This is a genomic window from Streptomyces sp. NRRL S-37, from assembly GCF_000721605.1.
Lineage (GTDB): Bacteria > Actinomycetota > Actinomycetes > Streptomycetales > Streptomycetaceae > Streptomyces.
In genome coordinates, this window is record NZ_JOIZ01000046.1 from 1 (window position 1) to 16,151 (window position 16,151).

Below are 16,151 nucleotides of genomic sequence, written 5' to 3' on the forward strand. Positions count from 1 at the left end.
TCTCGTCCGTCGACGACAGCCGCAGCAGAAGGTTGTGGGCCACGTCGAAGTGGGTCTGCGCGACGGCCAGGTGAGCCGCGGGCAGCCGCCGGCGGTGGTCGTGGCGGAGCGTGTCCCGTGCCGCCCTCAGCTCTTCGTGGGCCCGGTCAGCCAGAGCCCGCTCCTCCCGGGGGATCTGCCCCCGCTCGGCCTTCGTCCGAAGCCGCGCCTCGAGCTCACCGATGCGCGAGTTCAGGCTCTCCCGGAGTTCCCACAAGCCCTTCTCGGGCGTGCCCGTCCACCGGCCGCGGCGCGGCCTCTCCGGTCCCGCGCCCGTCCCGGAGTGCCGGGCATCGCTCGCCATGGAGCGCCTCCTCCCGTCGTCGGCGTACGGCGCCCGTGGAAGGGCGCCTTCGACCGGCGGTGCCCGTCCGCCTGCCCGCTCGGTGGCCGGGGCTTTCGCCGCCGTTCACGCCGGACGACGGTTCACCGCCCTCGTCACCCGCGATGCCGGCGTTTCACGGAAAGGCGCCGTCGGGCATGTCGTTCACGCGGTGAGGCGATCGCCGATCGAGCGGGCCACCTCGGTGTGGGCGAGATACTCGACGATGTCGTGCGTCCGTTCACGGGCGTTGACGACGGCGAGGTCCGTCGGCCCGTCGGGCCAGTCGTCGGCAAGGGGGCAGCCGATGGCCACCGGGTCCGTCGGGCACCAGGCGTTGAGCCAGTCCGCCACCTTGTCCGGACGGCCCGGTCCGCCGGACAGCAGCCGCCGGTACACGCTGTCCATGCCGAGCGGACTGCCTGCGGTGGTCAGGTGGACGACCCGCACACCGGGCGGCAGCCGGGTGAGCAGATCCATGCCGACGACCGTGCCCAGACTGTGCGTGACGAGGACCAGTTCGCCGTCCTGGGGCACCGTCTCCAGGACGCAGTTCAGGACCTCCTCGCGTAGGGTGCGGTCGTCGAGGTAGGCGGCGACATCGCGGAAGACCAGGGAGATGGCCCACGCGTCGACGTCGCTGCGGGCGGCCAGCCAGTCCAGCCGCCGCCACAGGGCGCCGACCAGCGGGTCCAGGCCCAGTCCTTCGGCCCTCTCCACCCCGTCCCGCGTGCCCGGCGGCGCATACCACCTCTCGGCAGCCTCGCGGACCATCTCGTCGTACACCGCGCGGGCCCCGGGGGAACCGGGGAGCACGGCCGTCGGCGCCGCCGTGGCGGGGGAGAGGGACTCATGTCCGTCAAGGGCGTCCGCCAGCCGGTCGCCGTAGAACGGGAAGCAGACGTCCGCCGGGGCGACCGTCGGCAGTCCCGCCCGGACCAGTCCCTGATTGAGGCCGGCGGCCCAGTTCCGGCGCAGCGCCTCGGGGTTCTTGTGCTGCTGGGAGCGGCCGTGCAGGAAGACGAGGTGCCGGCCGCCGCCGAACGCGCCGTCCCGCGCCCTCAGGCCCCGGGCGTGCCGGCCGACGGCCTCCGCGGACGTCTGTCCGACGCCGGCCGTGGTGCGGACGGGGACCGCACCGGCGGGGGCGCCCGTGGGACCGGGGGCCGCCGGGGTGCCGTCGAGACCCGACTCCGGCCCCATGCCGGCCAGCAGTTCGCGCTGTGCGGGGGTGAACGACAGGGACGCGAGGTGCTTCAGGATGACGCTGGTGCGCGCGCCCTCGTTGGACATCCAGTCCACGGCGTCCTCACCGTCGCCCGGCTGCCAGACCTGCCCGTCACGGCGTACGGGACGGCCCTGCTCGTCGGTCCTCGGCACGCCGCTGTGGTGGAGGGCGACGACCTCCCACTGGTCGTTGTAGACGGGGGAGCCCGAGTTCCCGGGCTCGGTGTCGGTGCGGTAGTGGAGGAAGTCGTCCAGGCGTACCTGCAGCGCGTTGTCGCGCACCGCGACTTCCTTCAGCCGCCCCATCGGATGGCCGACGACGTTGACCGGCTCGCCGATCACCAGTTTGCCCTGCCGCGCGCTCAGCCGGTTCCAGCCGAACGTCTCGCCGGGCGGCCTCCCGTCCGGGCCGGGCGCCACCAGCACCAGGGCGTAGTCGAGGTGCCGGTCGGCCCTGAAGAAGCCGTCGGGGTCGAAGTCGCGCCGGGCCGGCGCCTGCGGCGTGTTGTCGACGGTGACCTGGGCGTCGAACTCGGCGAAGCAGCCACGGGCGGTCTCCGCGTCGGGCAGGACGTGGTGGTTGGTCATCAGCAGGTGGGGAGAGACCAGGAACCCGGTGCCCACCGGCAGTTCACGTCCGTTCTCCCGCGCCGAGATCCTCGCGACGGTGCGGGCGGCCCGGGCGCCGCGCGGCAGAAAGCTCCAGGCCTGCAGTTCCTTGGACGCCCCGAGGATCCGCTCGAACGCCTCGGGCGCGGCCAGCGGCTCGGAGCGGACGGCCTCCATCACCATCGCGGCCGGCACCGCCTGCCGCTCCAGCAGACGGGCCGTTCGCGCGGCCAGCGCCTCCGGCGAGTCGGGAAAGCCGACCCCCGCGTCCTGCCGCCGCTCGACCTCTGCCCGCTCCTGGGCGCTCTCGTCGTACCGGGCGGCCGCGGCGGCCGCCTGGCGTACCCGCTCGTCACGGAAACCGCCCGTGAGTCCCATGGTTTTCACCGTCCCGTTGTCCGAGGGCGCGGCACCGGACGAGTGGGTGGTCGGTCCGTCGGGGTGGGAAGCACCTGTCACCGGATGTGGGACCGGGACCGGCGAGACCGTGCCTGTTCCACGTGGCTTCGCCGGGGCGGCCACCACCCGTCCGCCCGCTGTGAAGTACCGGCCCATGGCCTGGCCGAGGGCCGCACCGGCAGGCACCTCGGACGACACCGGCGTCCGCCGCGTCGTGCACCCTCCTTTCCATGATGCGCCTCATGCCGCGGCGCGACGACCGCGTCGAGGTGTCAGGCGGTGCGGGAGCGCGGCGCGTCGGGGCCGTGCGCGACCGGCGAACCGGTGCCGTCCGGCTCCCTCCGGGGCCTGCGGCGGATCCGTACGCGAGCCCGCACGGCGGCCGGCGAATTCCCCGTACTGCTCCACCGGACCGCCTCCCTGATTGAAGAGGTGATATTTGAACCGGATATCGAAATGCGAGGATGATTCCCTCGCGGCCGCCGCGCACAATGGAAAGGGGGAGCCGACACGGAGGAAATCAGTCATGACCATCGCAGAACACGTGTCCCGGGTGGAGACGGATTACCTGGCCCAGTTGGACAAGGCGGCGAGGCGGTTCGACGAACGGACGGCGCGGCGGGAGGAGGCGCGGCTGGCCCTCGACCGCCGGGGCGTGCTGTACGCCGACGATCCCGAGCGGGTCACCAAGCGGCTGGCGCGGCTGAACGCCGACTGGTCGCTCGCCAGGTCGGTCGAACGCGTCGAAACGGTGCCGCGGACGACCACGGGCAGCGCACTGCCGCTGAGGCCGGACGCCTTCGGCGCCGATGTCCTCGGCCTGGAACGGCTGATGGGCCGCAACGACCTCACCGGTGTGGCCTTCCTCGAGGGAGGGTATCTGGCCGCCCGGTCGATCGGCCGGATCGCGTTGAGGGTCCCCGGCGGAGTGCGCCACGGCACCGGATTCATGGTGTCGCCCTCGCTGCTGATGACCAACAACCACGTCCTGAGCACAGCGGACGAGGCCTCGCGTGCCGAGATAGAATTCAACTACCAGGCGGATCTCGACGGACGCCCGCTGAAGCCCGTGGTTTTCGCTCTGGAACCGCAGAAATTCTTCACGACCGACCGGGAACTCGATTTCAGCATCGTCGCCGTCGCCGAACGGAACGAGTCGGACGAACAACTCGCCGACTTCCACTGGCTGCCCCTGGACGGGACGGAAGGAAAGGTCGTCCTCGGGGAATTCGTCAATATCATCCAGCACCCCAACGGGGAGCCGAAGCAGCTCGCGCTGCGGGAGAACCAGATCGTCGACGTCCTGGACCGGTTCGTCCACTACGTCACCGACACCGCTCCCGGCTCGTCGGGCTCACCGGTCTTCAACGACCAGTGGGAGGTCGTGGCGCTGCACCACTCGGCCGTTCCGGAGACCGACGACGACGGCCGCCTCCTCGCCGTCGACGGGTCGCTCTGGCGGCCGGACATGGGCGAGCACCGGCTGGCCTGGAAGGCCAACGAGGGCGTGCGCATCAGCAGTGTGCTCGAGGCCGTCAGCCGGCTCACCCTCACGGGCCCGGCCGCCCGGCTGAGGGACGGACTGTTCCTCGCCCCCGGCAGGGTGACGCCCGGCGTCGGCACCCCTCCGGGGCCGTCGGAGACCGTCGTCGACGACGCCGCCCAGCGCGACCTGAACGCGGCACTGTTCAACCTCCGGCTGGGGGAGGAGCTCGTCTACTACGACGCCCGCGCCGACGCCGCCGCACGGGACGCCTACTACGCGGGCGTGGACACCGGCGCGAGCGGCGAAGCGCTGCGCAAGACGCTGACCGAACTGCTGAAGGAGACCCACGAGCGGCGCCCGTCCTACGCCCCGTCCCGGATGGTCTACCCGTGGGTCGACCTGCACCCGGACCGGCGGCTGCGCAGCGTGTACTCGGGCAAGACGTTCAGCCCGGAGGAGTTCATCCGCGCCGACATCGCCACGGAGACGGCACGACTGCGCGGGCTCCAGGAGTTCCTGCTGCGCGAGAGTTCCGCGGGACCCGCCGAGCTGGCCGCGGAACTGGACGCCCTCGAGGCGTCGCTGCCGTTCAACTGCGAACACGTCGTGCCGCAGTCCTGGTTCCGCAAGCGCGAGCCGATGCGCGGTGACCTGCACCATCTGTTCGCGTGCGAGGTCACCTGCAACAGCTTCCGCAGCAACATCCCGTACATGGACTTCCCTCAGTTCGACGAGGCCCGCCGGGAGGACTGCGGGATGCGGGAGGGCAACGGGTTCGAACCGGCGCACCACCAGGGCGCCGTCGCCAGGGCCACCCTCTACTTCCTGCTGCGCTACCCGAAACTCGTCGGTGACAACGAGGAGTTCACCGAGGACCGGCTGCCCATCCTCCTGGACTGGCACCAGCGGGAGCCGGCCACCGAGTACGAACTGCACCGCAACGCGGCCATCGCGGAGATACAGGGCAACCGCAACCCGTTCATAGACCACCCCGAGTGGGCGACGGACATCGACTTCTCGGAGGTCTGGGCCTGAGCGGACGGCCGGGCCGGGCAGAGCGGTGGCCGTAGCGGTCGGCGTACAGGATTCCCTCGAGCACCACGTGGAAGCCGGCGTTCAGTGCGTCGCGTGCGACCCGGCCCAGCAGGGCGATGTTGGCGCCGCGCGCGGTGTCGTGTTCCCTGAGCACGTTCCGGCGGATCACGTCCTGGCCCAGGATCGCGATCCCGCGGCCGTGGTGATCTCGCAGGCCCTGGGCCACACTCGACTTGCCCGACGCCGAGTTGCCGCGGATCACCACCAGGCGGGTGTCCGCACGGCCGGCCGCGGGCGCAGCGGACACACGACGGTGGGCGCCGCTCCGTGTGCCGGTCATGCGGGTCATACCTGCTCCGAAGCGGTGGGCGCGGCGGGGTGGGGGACGGCCGCGGTCGGGGCGTACTGGGCAGCCTGAGCGTCGAACATGGCGGCGTACCGGCCGCGGGCGGCGATGAGTTCGGCGTGGGTGCCGTGCTCGGCGAGGTGCCCGTTGTCGAGGACGTAGATGTGGTCGGCGTGGCGGACGCCGGACATGCGGTGGGTGACCAGGACGACGGCCCGGTTCGGTGCGGCGAGGCGGCGGATGCGGTCGAAGGCTTCGATCTCGGCTTCGGGATCGAGGGCGGAGGTCGGCTCGTCGACGATGAGGACGCCGTCCGCCTGCGAGGTGGAACTGCGCCAGTGCGTGCGGGCCAGGCCGACTTTCTGCCATTCGCCGCCGGACAGTTCGACGGCGCCGCGGAACACGCGGGCCAGCAGGCTGCGCAGCCCTTCGGGGAGTTTGGCGATGACGGGGCCGGCGACGGCGTGGTCGACCGAGGGCTTCAGATCGTCGTCCGTGGCGGGGTGGCCGGGGCGGCCGAGGCGGATGTTCATCGCGGCGGTCATGGGCCAGCGCTGGAAGTCCTGGGTGAGCAGGGAGACGCGCTCGAAGACCTGGGCCCGGTCGAGGCCGGTGAGATCCGCCTCGCCCCAGCGCAGTGTGCCGGAGGCGGGCAGCAGCATGCCCGAGAGGATCTTCATCAGGGTGCTCTTGCCGGAACCGTTCTCACCCACCACCGCGATCACCGATCCCATCGGCAGGGTCAGGGACACCGCGTCCAGGGCGGCCGTGTCCCGGTCGGGGTAGCGGTAGGTCACCCGGTCCAGAACGATCTCCTCGACCCGTTCCGGTACGGGCGCCCCGCCGGTGGGCAGCGTCCGCCGGGCGGCCTCGGTGAGGAAGCGGCCGTGGTCGCGGACGTAGAGACTCTCCTCGTGGAGCTGGTTGATGTTCATGACCAGTGCGCCCAGGCTCGCCGAGCCGGTGCGTACGGCGATGACGGCGGTCCCGGCGACGGCGAGGCTCATGTGCCCGGCCATGATCAGCCAGAACATGGCCCCGTAGGTCGCGGCCACGGCCAGGCCGGACAGCGCGGAGGCCACCCACTCGGTCAGCGCCTTGCTGGAGGCGAGGCGCTCCTGCTCGGCCTCGGCGCTCTCGGCCATGCGCTCGTAGCGGCTGAGGAGGAAGGGACCGACGGCGTGGAGGCGGACCTCCTGCGCGGCGCTGCGTTCGGTGAGCAGATTGCCGATCAGACGGCCGGCCCGCACGTGCTCGATCCAGCTCATCACCGACACGTAGCGTTCCTGGGCCACGCGCATGGCGCCCCAGCCGCGCGGGGCGGCGATGAGGATCAGCATGGGCAGCAGCACCGGGTGCAGTACGGCCAGGACACCGGCGGTGGTGATCAGGGAGATGAGGCCGTTCAGCGCGGCGACACAGGAGCTGATCATGAGACGGGCGGAGCCGGGACCGTGCTGGGCGACGTCCACGAGCCGCCGGAAGTCGGGGTCGTCGATGGCTTCCAGTTCGACTTCGGCCGCGGCGGCCAGGTACTGGGTGGTGGCGATCCGCTCGACCTTGGGTTCCAGCCTCCCGGCGCGGGAGGTGGACCAGGCGGACAGGGCGGAGTTGACGACGCCGATGAGCGCGGCGGCCAGGAGGCCGGGGAGCAGGGCGTGCAGCCGGTCGGTGGCGCTGCCGCCGCCGGCGAGGAGGGCGTGCATGACGGCGTTGACGGCGAGCAGGCCGGCGGCAGCGGCGATGCCCTGGCCGATCTCGCTGACTCCGACGGAGAGCAGGGCACGCCGGTCGGCCTGCCAGGCCATGCGCAGCGTGGCGCCGACGAGCGCGGGCATGGAGCGCAGCGCCGACATCATGGTCAGGTCCAAGGTCGCGTGCTCGTGCTGGGACCATCCCATGTCGTAGCGCAGGGGACCGCCGAACAGCTCGTGTTCGGCGTCGGAGACCTGTGGTTCGGCCATGGTGACCGGTCCGAAGAACCTCTTCACCGGGCGCCTCCCGCGGGCCGGTCGGTGGCCCGGCAGGACGGGCCGTGGGTGAGCGTCCGGAGACCGCGGGCAAGAGCGCTCGCGGCATCGAACGCGGCGAACGCTCTCAGTACCCCGTCGGCCGCGACGGACTGACGGCCGTACCTCTTGTCCCGATGTGCCGGCCTCAGCGGGACGGTGGCGCGAGTCATGCCAGGTGCCTCGTACCCGGTCGTGACCCCCGGGTGGACCGGGTGTCGCGGTCGGTGGCGGAGTGCGGAGGGGTGCCCGAGGTGCCGGTGGTGTTTTCGAACGCGGGATGAACGAGCGCGGGAAGGTGTACGGGGTTCATGAGGGCTCCTCGGGGCGTGATGCGGACTGGTGATCGGGTAACGACGGTTCTCGTATCCCCGTAACGGGTGGATGCGGGCGAAATCTAGAACGTGAATTCGAATACATGGCCCTCGCCTTCTGTGGCCGGGTGCGGCGGGTTGTGATGCGGTGTTCGATCACTCATGTGGGTTGCGGTACCTCCTTCGGGGGATTGCCTGGTGCCGCCTTGTCGTCTTGGAGAAGCCGCCTCGGTTCGGCTTCGCCGAAAGCGAGGATGTGGACAGGGATCGCCGGCGGTCGCGGGCAGGGTGCCGGCACCGAGACCCGCGTCACCGGCCACCGAACCGAGCGACTTCGGCGAGAACTGAGAGGAGTGGGTTCGTGTGAAGCCCGTTGGCGGCGAGTGCCCGGGCGGCCAGGCCCGCCCGGGTCCGGAACACGGCGGTCGAGGGCTCGGGATCGGCCAGGAGCGAGGCGGCTGCGCGCTGGGCCTGGTCGAGACCGGCCCGTGGAAGCGGGCAGCCTGATCGGTGACCGTCTTGGCGGGAACCAGGGGGAAACGGCTTCCGACGCGGTGGCTCAGGGCCGACGGACAACGCCGCGGAGCTGTCGCCGGCTCGTGCGACGCCGATCACCGGACCAGTCCTCACCCGCACGATCCGCTGGTCCACGGGGAGCCTTCCGGCCGGACACGCCGAGCCGGACATGAGCAGGGACGCGGGTGTCTCCGCAGGTCGCACAAGACCGCTGGAGGGGCGGAGTCACACCGTCGGGCCGAGGGAGGAGGGGCCGGTCCGCCCGAGGGCCGGTGGGGTCACCCCGTGGCGGCCCGCTCGATCAGGTCCGCGGCCGTGCGCAGTCCGTCGCGTGCCCGGATCGTCTCACCGGTCTCGGTCAGGGTGCGCCGCAGGGCCGTGTCGCCGAGCAGGCGGTCGATCGCGCCGTGGAGCTGGGCGTCGGTGAAGCGGTACGGGTCGAGCCGGACGCCGTAACCCAGTTCGGCCATGCGCTGGGCGTTGTCGTGCTGGTCCCAGAAGAGCGGCAGCAGGATCATGGGCTTGCCGAAGTGGAGGGCCTCGGTGGTCGTGTTGTTGCCGCCGTGCGTGATGACGAGGTCGACGAGCGGGAGGATACGGGGCTGCGGCAGGAACTCCTCGCCCCACATGTTCGGCGGCAGCTCGATCTCCTCGTGCAGCGGGCCTTTGGAGACGATGTAGCGGTGCGGGGTGCGGGCGAGCGAGGCGATGACCCCGCGCATGAGGTCCACGTCGGCCGAGCCGAGCGATCCGAGGCTGAAATAGATCAGCGCGCCGCCGCCGTCGGCCAGACCGGGCGGCAGCGTGAACTCCTCCCGCGTCGCGCGGACCGACGAGTCCAGCCGGTGCCAGGTGGGGCCCAGCGGGCGGGCGTCCGTGTAGTCGGCCGCCTCGGGATAGACGTACAGGTTCAGATCGCCCTCGTGGATGAACTCCAGGTCGGGCAGCGGACGCGCGCCCTGCTCGGTCACCCAGGCACTGAAGTCGCTCCACAGGCCCCGGTGCGTGCGGTCGTACGCGGCGCGGAACCCGTCCCACTCGCTCCGGTCCCCGGCCGGGTGCCCGGAGAACGGCGGCGGAACGCGCTCGCCCTTCATCTCCAGCGGGTTGCACGAGACGATCCGCACGAAAGGAACACCCGCCGTGGTCAACGCCGGGAAGCACACGACGTTGTCCTCGACGATCACATCCGGCCGGACCCGGTCGATGATCTCCTTCAGCCGCGGTTCGCAGTACCGGGCGCCGGAGATCAGCTCCTCCCACACCGGCTTGATCCAGGTGCCCAGCTGCTCGATGGTCGGCTTCCGGAACTCGGGTGCGGTGTCGCGTATGAAGTCTTTCCAGAACTGGCCGGCTTCCTGGGGCTGTTCGGGCGGCGGAGCCAGATCGACCAGCTCCTCCTCGAAACCGAACGGCGTGAGACGGCCCTTCCAGGACGCCTCCGCGGCGAACACCACCCGGTGCCCCCGGCGGCGCAGGACGTCCCCGATCCCCACGCAGTTGTTCGTCGGCCCGTACGCGCTCTCCGGTGCGAAGAGGACGGTCAGGGGCCGTGCCGGTCCTCCCGTAGGCGACAAGCCCAACTCCTTTGATCGTGAAGGGTGTTCCGAAGTCTCGCACCGGATCCGGATGCCGGGCAAGACCACCGGAACCGTCGTCCTCGGACCGCCGCTCGTAGTCGCGGGCCGGCCGGTGTGAGCGCAACTGCCAGGTGGTCGGGCCGGTCCCACGGTGAGGTGCTCGCCGTGCGGGCGAGTCCTGTTCCGCGCGGCCTCCCGCCGAGGTCACGCATGGAGCGGTGGGCTTCGGCTCATGCGTCGTTCCGCTCGGGCAGGAGCGCAGCTCGCGTTACGGTGAGTGACGATCATCGATGCCCGCCGTCAGGGCCGCAGCCGACCGTACCGGGGACGTCCTCGTTCCCCGGTCGGCACGAGCTCCTCCGGTGCTGGTTCGGTGCTGACCTCGGTGGGGCAGCGGCGGGAAAACAGCAGGTCGTTTTGATCGGATGAGTTGTCGTACCACTCGATGGTGGTGCCGATGAGGGAGGCGGCGACGATGCGCTTGAGATTGCTCGGTGCAGGTGGAGCGGTTGCGGGCGACGACATCGGCACCACTTCCTGGGGTGTGACGGGGACGTTTGCGTGTCGCCACACCGTAGGAATCCGCAGGTCAGGCGCACATGTGGCGGGGCAACATAGTTTGAGGTTCGCTATGCGTGCGGCCACCATGCCGGCTCATGCAAAGGCGTCTCAGGGGAGCGAGTCAGTGCACGCGATCTCCGCACTCCGCCGGAAACAACAGGGCGCCTGGCGGCAGTTCGCCCGGATCCCGGGCGATCACCCGCAGGCACGCTTCGCGAGAGCCCTCCTCGGACGGGTATGCGAGGGTGAGTTCGCTCAGCACGGTTATGGTGCCGGCGAGATGCATTTCCGCCGCATGCGCGCCGTCGGGGAGACGGCCGGCCGAGATGCCGAAGGCCGCCGTGTCACTGCCGTCGGCCACGCACTCGCGGATCTCGAAGCGCCAGTGCGCGGCCGCGTCGGCCAGCAATGACCTGCCCCTCCTGCCCAGCCCGACAAGGAAGTCGGTGCGGGCTCGCAGATGGTGGGCGATGGCACAGCAGACGGGGACCGCGGTGCCGTCAGCAGCCACCACCCGCGTGTACCCGGCATGCGGACAGCACGACAGGGCCTCATCAAGCAGCCCCAACGCGGTGTCCCTTGCCGCCGTATGACCCTGCTGGGCGATGTCCAGCAGCAGTGGAGCCGCAACCGCAGCCGCTGGGAACACAGCGGTACTGTGACCATGGACGATCCCACCGCCGCCGAGGCGCGAGCCGGCCTCCGCCGCCTGTACCGGGTTCGCTGCCTTGGCCAGGTCATGCAGACCGCGGGCGGCACGATCCGGTTCGTACCAATGGGGATGGCCCGGTATGGAAGCCCAGTCCACCGCGTCGATCCCATGCAGCACAGCAACATCCTCGCACGCAACCGCTACCCACCGTGCAGGCTCCAACGAGGCTGGAAGGTTGTTCTGCCGGAATTTCCATGCGCTGTCCCGTGACCCCACAGGGCTGACGGTCATGTTGCGTCAGGGCCGGTGCCGATGGCACCGGCCGAGCGAAGTGAACGCCCGAGATCTCCGGTGAGGATGCGCGGGTGTCGCCGCCACCACCACAGGTCGGGGCCGGGCAGCCGGTGGAACTGGTCGAGTGCATGGCCGTCGTCGTCGACGGTCGCGGCTCTGTACCGGTCGTCCAGAGCTTTGATCTGTGGGGTCCAGAGCCGGACGACGTGTTCGTCCAGCAGGAGCCACGCCTCGTGCAGCCAGTCTCGGCAGGAGAGGTCATTGGTGTACTCGTGGATGTCGTCGCCGTAACCGCGCTCGACGGCGCTCACCAGGGAGGCCCACGCGTTCACCCTTTCCGCGACCGTGAATGCCGTCCGCCAGCCGCGCCGGCGCAACAGCTCCCCCACCTCGGTCTCCGTGGCCACAGGCGGAGGATCTCACACGGAAGCCGTCCGGACGATCGAGATACGTTCCACCAGAGGCCGCGGGCCATGGAGTGTGATCAAGGCGTCGGGACCCTCCTGGACGGCCCCGTTCACCGGGCTGAGACCACGACAGTTCACGAAGCCGGTGGCGGCGTACGGGCGGACGAACCTCACCTGCGGCAGCCGGCCCCGTTGTCCGCGGTCTCCAAGTCCGCCGCGGACCGGATCGTCGCCGGCCTCGTGCCCGGCTGCGAGCACCGGGCGAACGCGCCTTCGCCCGCCTCGGGCAAGGGCGGATCCTCCGCAGGGCCCGGTGCGGCACCGACCGCATCGGTCGCACGATCGCCGCCGTTCACGCCATCGAGATCGCCCGACGCTCGGGACGAGAAGCGTTCACTCACGCCTGCCGTACTCCTTGAGCCACCGCAGCAACGCCGCGAACTGCGGGGACATGTCCGAGTCCGACTGGACGAGAACGGACGAGTGGCCGCCCTCCTCGACCGTGATCGAGTAGCTCATGGCATCCGGCGCGCGCCTGTGGGGCTCCCGGTCTCCCGCGGCCGTCGCAGCCGCCGGGACGGCCGCGGCCACCAGCCGGGACAACTCGGCCGCGGCGCTCTCGGGCAGCGCGTCGGTGTCCACCACGTTCGGCGGGAGCCCGGCGACGACCGGCGCCGCCAGCCCGCCGCGCGTTGCCAGCGTTACCCTCATGACACCTCTCAGCCGTCCACCGCTCCCGCAGGGGTATCCGGCGTCAACGGCCGGCCGCCGCGCGCCCCTTGAGCGCGGCCACGTCCCGGCTCAACTCCTGCACCTGGCTCGTCAGCGCCCTGACCGTCGCGAGGGCGTCCCCGTTCTGGCCGGCTGTGAGATTGCGTGCCCGCGCGAGCCCGGCAGGCACCCCGGTGATCGAGATGCCGACCTGCTGCCACGCCCCCAGCACGGCCATCTGTTCGGCGCCACCGGTCTCGTACAGCTCCCCGGCCTTCCGGTACGTGGTGTCCGCGAACTCCTGGAAGCGCGTCTCGCTGGTGGACGCCTTGAGGGCTTCGTACCAGATGAGTCCGGGGGCCTCCCATGAGTAGCCGCCGATGGTCGACGCCGTCAGGTAGAACGCCTTGTTCGGGATGCCGGAGTTGTAGTGCACGCCGCCCCAGTCCCCCTCGTAGGTGTCCGGCATGTTGAGGTACTTGGACATGTGGTCCGGCTGCGGGTCCTTGCCGAACAGCTCGGTGTTCCACGCGTGGCCGGGAGCCTTCATCGACCGCAGCGCGTCGGCCTCGATCCGGGGCGTGAAGACCTCACGGCCGATCAGCCAGTCGGCCTGCTCGGCGGTCTGACCCAGCGTCCACTGATCGACCATCGCCCCGAACACGTCCGACATGGACTCGTTCAGGGCTCCGGACTGGTTGTGGTACTCGAGCCCCGCGGTGTGCTCGGTCACCCCGTGCCCCATTTCATGGGCGATCACGGAGATCGAGCCGGTGAGGTCGGAGAAGATGCGACCGTCGCCGTCACCGAACACCATCTGGCGTCCGTTCCAGAAGGCGTTGGCGAACTCGTAGTCGTAGTGGACGTATCCGTCCAGGCGCATTCCGTGACCGTCGATCGAGTTCCGGGCGAACACCCGCTGGAAGAAGTCCCGGGTCTGGCCGAGCTTGTCGAACGCCCGGTTGACGGAAGCGTCGGCCGACTCCGGTCCGTCCTCGGACCGGACCATGACCGCGAAGGGCAAAGACGTGGTGTTCCGGCAGTCGTAGATCGTCCTGCGCGCGTTGCCGGGAGTGGCGGCACCCGGGAAGGCTGCCCGGACCGCTCGCTCGCCCCGCAGGTGGGCCGTGGTGAGCAGGGTGTTCAGGGCGGCCTGGCGGACCTCGCCGTCGTCGCTCTTCAGCAGCCTTTCGAGCAGATACGGAGGGGTTATGCACTGGTGTCGAAGTTCACTGGTCATCGAGGTACTCCGTGATGCGGAGGGTATGTTCCTCGCCATGAGGGCGCACGGCTCCGCACGCGGTCCGCCCGCGCCGGACGGGCGCGTTCGTCGGGGAACGGCCGAACCCTGCGCCGCTGGGCCGGCAACCGTTTCGCCCGTCGCGGCATCATGGTGCGATATGCCTTACATGTCCATAGTTGCACGTTCCGGGTGTGGCGTCACATCGCGTTTGCCGGTATGGAGTGGCCTCACGGTTGCGTCCTCACACAGCACGCCCCGGTGGTGGATTCGCTTTCCTCGTACGTTTTCAGATCGGCCGTCAGTTCCCGCCTCCGCTCGGCCGCCCCCGCTGTCGGTGCCACAGGGTCGGGTGGAACGCCGAGCGCCCGATGCCGGTGGGCCGCTCGATCCGCTCGCGATACGGCGCCCAGGCCTCGCGCGTCCGGTCGGCATGGTCCCTGCGTGCGGCTGGGCGGAACCGGGCGATACCGCGGGAGTAAGGGGTCACCGGCCCCTGCGGCTTCACTGGATTCAATCCGAATGGGAATTTTGCACCCTTTCGGGAGGTGTGAAAAAATTGAGGTAGTTCCTGGCGGGCCCGGCTGCCTTCACCGAAGGCAGGGCTCCGATCGGAGGTGGGGAACATGGCGGCCGCCGATCCGAAAGCCACCCATGGAATGCTGGTCGTGGGGGAGGAGACGGCGTACCTCTCCCACCTGCCGATGTTCATGCGCCCTCACGACTTCCAGGTCCTGCTCGAGGCCGCCTTCACCAACGACGCGGGCGATGCCCAGCAGGTGTACGCCGACGACCGGCGGACGACCGGGACGGCCGTCTACACGCTGAAACCCGAACGCTTCGTCCTGACCGAACTCGTCGGCGAGGACGGGCAGCCCGCGCGCACCTCGTTCACCGGCACCCTGTTCCGCGGTCACTTCGAACGCGACGGAACCGAACTCCTGGACCGGGTGACGGTCGAGGTACGGCACGTCGTCCACTTCCGGCGGTTCGACCACCACGCCGTCCGCCCCACGGAGCTGACCTACCTGGCCTTCGGCAAGGGGGACGAGCGGTTCCTCGCTCACCTCGTCACCCTGCCCCCGGACTTCGACCACGTCGTCGCGATGCGGCAGGCCCCCGGTGCCCCCGGTACCGAGCTCACCGACGGCGTGCTGCGCAACGGGCCGGCCCTCACGATCACCGGGAGGCCCGACGGTCCGGGCGACAGACTGCGGGAGGGAGACCAGGTCGCCGCGGGCCTCGTCGGCGACGGGTCGGCCGGAACCGGCCTGCGGCTCGTCACGGGACGGGAGTTCTACCTCGAGGAAGGTGAGCTGGCGGAAGGAGGGCACACACACTGAAACCGGCGTCACGGTTCGTCCCCGACGGAGCGGACCTCCGGCCCGCAGGCGTGCCCGCTCCCTCGGGCGGCGACGCGGTGCCGCGTACTCGGCTCGAGACGCGCACCGCGCCCGCGTGGGGGTGGAGATGCCCTGAGAAGTGAGGGTCGAGGCCCCTGAAACCCGTGCAGGAGCGATGTCATGGGCCTGCTTCCGGTCGAGATCAAGGTCAACGTCGAGGGCGACGTGCCCGGTGCGCTGTCGGCTCTCGGGAGTTCGCGCGGGGTGCTGACCTCACGCCGGATCTGGTTCGCCGAGGACCGGCAGGGCGCCGCCGGGGGACGCGTTCCGTTGCTGGACCACGGCGTGATAGTGCGCTTCAGACTGGGCGGCGGAACGGAGGACCTGACGGTCAAGCTGCGCCCGTGCGACAGCGAGCAGTTGGTCGGCCGGTTCTCCGACCCCTTCCAGGCGGGGCCCTTCACCTACCGCATCGAGGAGGACTGGTCGGGCAACGGCCGTGTGCTGGCGGCCTCCCTGGTACGCGACTGCCCGCCCGGCACGCTGGGCGAGGCGGTGGCGCCGGGAGCCGATGCCGCCGCGGCGATGGACGCGGTGCAGGACCAGTTCCTGCACGCTTGTGCGCCCTCCGTCCCCCTCGACGGGCTGGCCGCGCTGGGGCCGGTCATGTCGACGAAGATCGACGACGTCCCGCTCGACGGTCTGAAGGCCGATCTGGAGGTGTGGTCGGTGGCCGGCCTGGAGTTCCTGGAAGTCTCGATCCGGGTGAAGCCCAAGGACGAGGACGACCGGGAGACGTTCACGGAACGGGCCGAGCGCAAGCAGCGGAAACTCGAGGAGGCGGTTCGGGAGCGCGGGGTGGAGCTCTCCGAACACCCCGAGACCAAGACCCGCCGCGTACTCACCGCCTTGGTGGAGGCCGGCGGCGGGCTCACACGGCCGGCCCCCTCCGCCTGACGTCCGTCACGCGGCCGGCGCCCGGGGGGTCTGGGCCGGTTTGCCGGCCGTGCTGTTCGGCCCGCCCACCGAGTTCAGGACGCTTTGCGCCTGGTTGTCGACGA

13 protein-coding genes and 1 pseudogene are annotated in these 16,151 nt (G+C 70.6%); 4 read left to right on the forward strand and 10 right to left on the reverse strand.

Annotated elements, in window-relative coordinates; genetic code table 11:
* On the reverse strand, positions 1-343 hold a 343-nt coding region (locus tag IH50_RS38275; RefSeq protein ID WP_037873551.1), incomplete at its 3' end, for a hypothetical protein.
* Positions 344-526: 183 nt separating this feature from the next.
* A complete protein-coding gene (locus tag IH50_RS0136175; protein WP_030872553.1) occupies positions 527-2,575 on the reverse strand; it encodes a S1 family peptidase in 2,049 nt (682 codons plus the stop codon).
* A gap of 547 nt (positions 2,576-3,122) precedes the next feature.
* Here IH50_RS0136175 and IH50_RS0136180 point away from each other — a divergent pair.
* Positions 3,123-5,117: an endonuclease gene (locus IH50_RS0136180; protein WP_030872557.1), complete on the forward strand. Its 1,995-nt coding sequence runs from the start codon at positions 3,123-3,125 to the stop codon at positions 5,115-5,117.
* On the opposite strand, the gene IH50_RS43010 is transcribed toward IH50_RS0136180, so the two are convergent.
* From IH50_RS43010 to IH50_RS0136200, 6 genes are all read right to left on the reverse strand, one after another.
* Positions 5,062-5,457: an AAA family ATPase gene (locus IH50_RS43010; RefSeq protein ID WP_234328326.1), complete on the reverse strand. Its 396-nt coding sequence runs from the start codon at positions 5,455-5,457 to the stop codon at positions 5,062-5,064. The genes IH50_RS0136180 and IH50_RS43010 overlap by 56 nt on opposite strands.
* Positions 5,458-5,462: 5 nt before the next feature.
* Positions 5,463-7,454 (reverse strand): ABC transporter ATP-binding protein, encoded by a 1,992-nt coding sequence (locus tag IH50_RS0136185; RefSeq protein WP_030872560.1) that lies wholly within the window; start codon positions 7,452-7,454, stop codon positions 5,463-5,465.
* A 1,126-nt stretch (positions 7,455-8,580) separates the two neighbouring features.
* On the reverse strand, positions 8,581-9,879 hold the full coding sequence (locus IH50_RS0136190; RefSeq protein WP_199822193.1) for a glycosyltransferase: 1,299 nt from the start codon (positions 9,877-9,879) through the stop codon (positions 8,581-8,583).
* 303 nt (positions 9,880-10,182) lie between these two features.
* A complete protein-coding gene (locus tag IH50_RS42230) occupies positions 10,183-10,407 on the reverse strand; it encodes a hypothetical protein (RefSeq protein ID WP_199822194.1) in 225 nt (74 codons plus the stop codon).
* A gap of 157 nt (positions 10,408-10,564) precedes the next feature.
* Positions 10,565-11,272 carry a hypothetical protein gene (locus tag IH50_RS0136195; protein WP_234328327.1) on the reverse strand — a complete coding sequence of 236 codons (708 nt, stop codon included), beginning with the start codon at positions 11,270-11,272 and terminating at the stop codon, positions 10,565-10,567.
* 110 nt (positions 11,273-11,382) lie between these two features.
* Positions 11,383-11,796, reverse strand: coding sequence for a hypothetical protein (locus tag IH50_RS0136200; RefSeq protein WP_030872567.1), 414 nt, complete (start codon positions 11,794-11,796; stop codon positions 11,383-11,385).
* 73 nt (positions 11,797-11,869) lie between these two features.
* Here IH50_RS0136200 and IH50_RS41385 point away from each other — a divergent pair.
* A pseudogene (locus IH50_RS41385) lies at positions 11,870-12,042 on the forward strand (IS5/IS1182 family transposase); the annotation flags it as partial.
* 147 nt (positions 12,043-12,189) lie between these two features.
* On the opposite strand, the gene IH50_RS0136205 reads toward IH50_RS41385, so the two are convergent.
* Together IH50_RS0136205 and IH50_RS0136210 are read right to left on the reverse strand one after the other, a co-directional pair.
* Complete coding sequence (locus IH50_RS0136205; RefSeq protein WP_030872571.1) at positions 12,190-12,507, reverse strand: protealysin inhibitor emfourin; 318 nt, start codon at positions 12,505-12,507, stop codon at positions 12,190-12,192.
* A gap of 43 nt (positions 12,508-12,550) precedes the next feature.
* Entirely contained in the window at positions 12,551-13,747 is a 1,197-nt protein-coding gene (locus IH50_RS0136210; protein WP_037873555.1) for a M4 family metallopeptidase, read from the reverse strand.
* Between the two features lie 626 nt (positions 13,748-14,373).
* Here IH50_RS0136210 and IH50_RS0136215 point away from each other — a divergent pair.
* Positions 14,374-15,090 (forward strand): hypothetical protein, encoded by a 717-nt coding sequence (locus tag IH50_RS0136215; protein WP_037873558.1) that lies wholly within the window; start codon positions 14,374-14,376, stop codon positions 15,088-15,090.
* Between the two features lie 180 nt (positions 15,091-15,270).
* A complete protein-coding gene (locus IH50_RS0136220) occupies positions 15,271-16,047 on the forward strand; it encodes a hypothetical protein (RefSeq protein WP_037873560.1) in 777 nt (258 codons plus the stop codon).
* Positions 16,048-16,151: the final 104 nt, after the last annotated feature.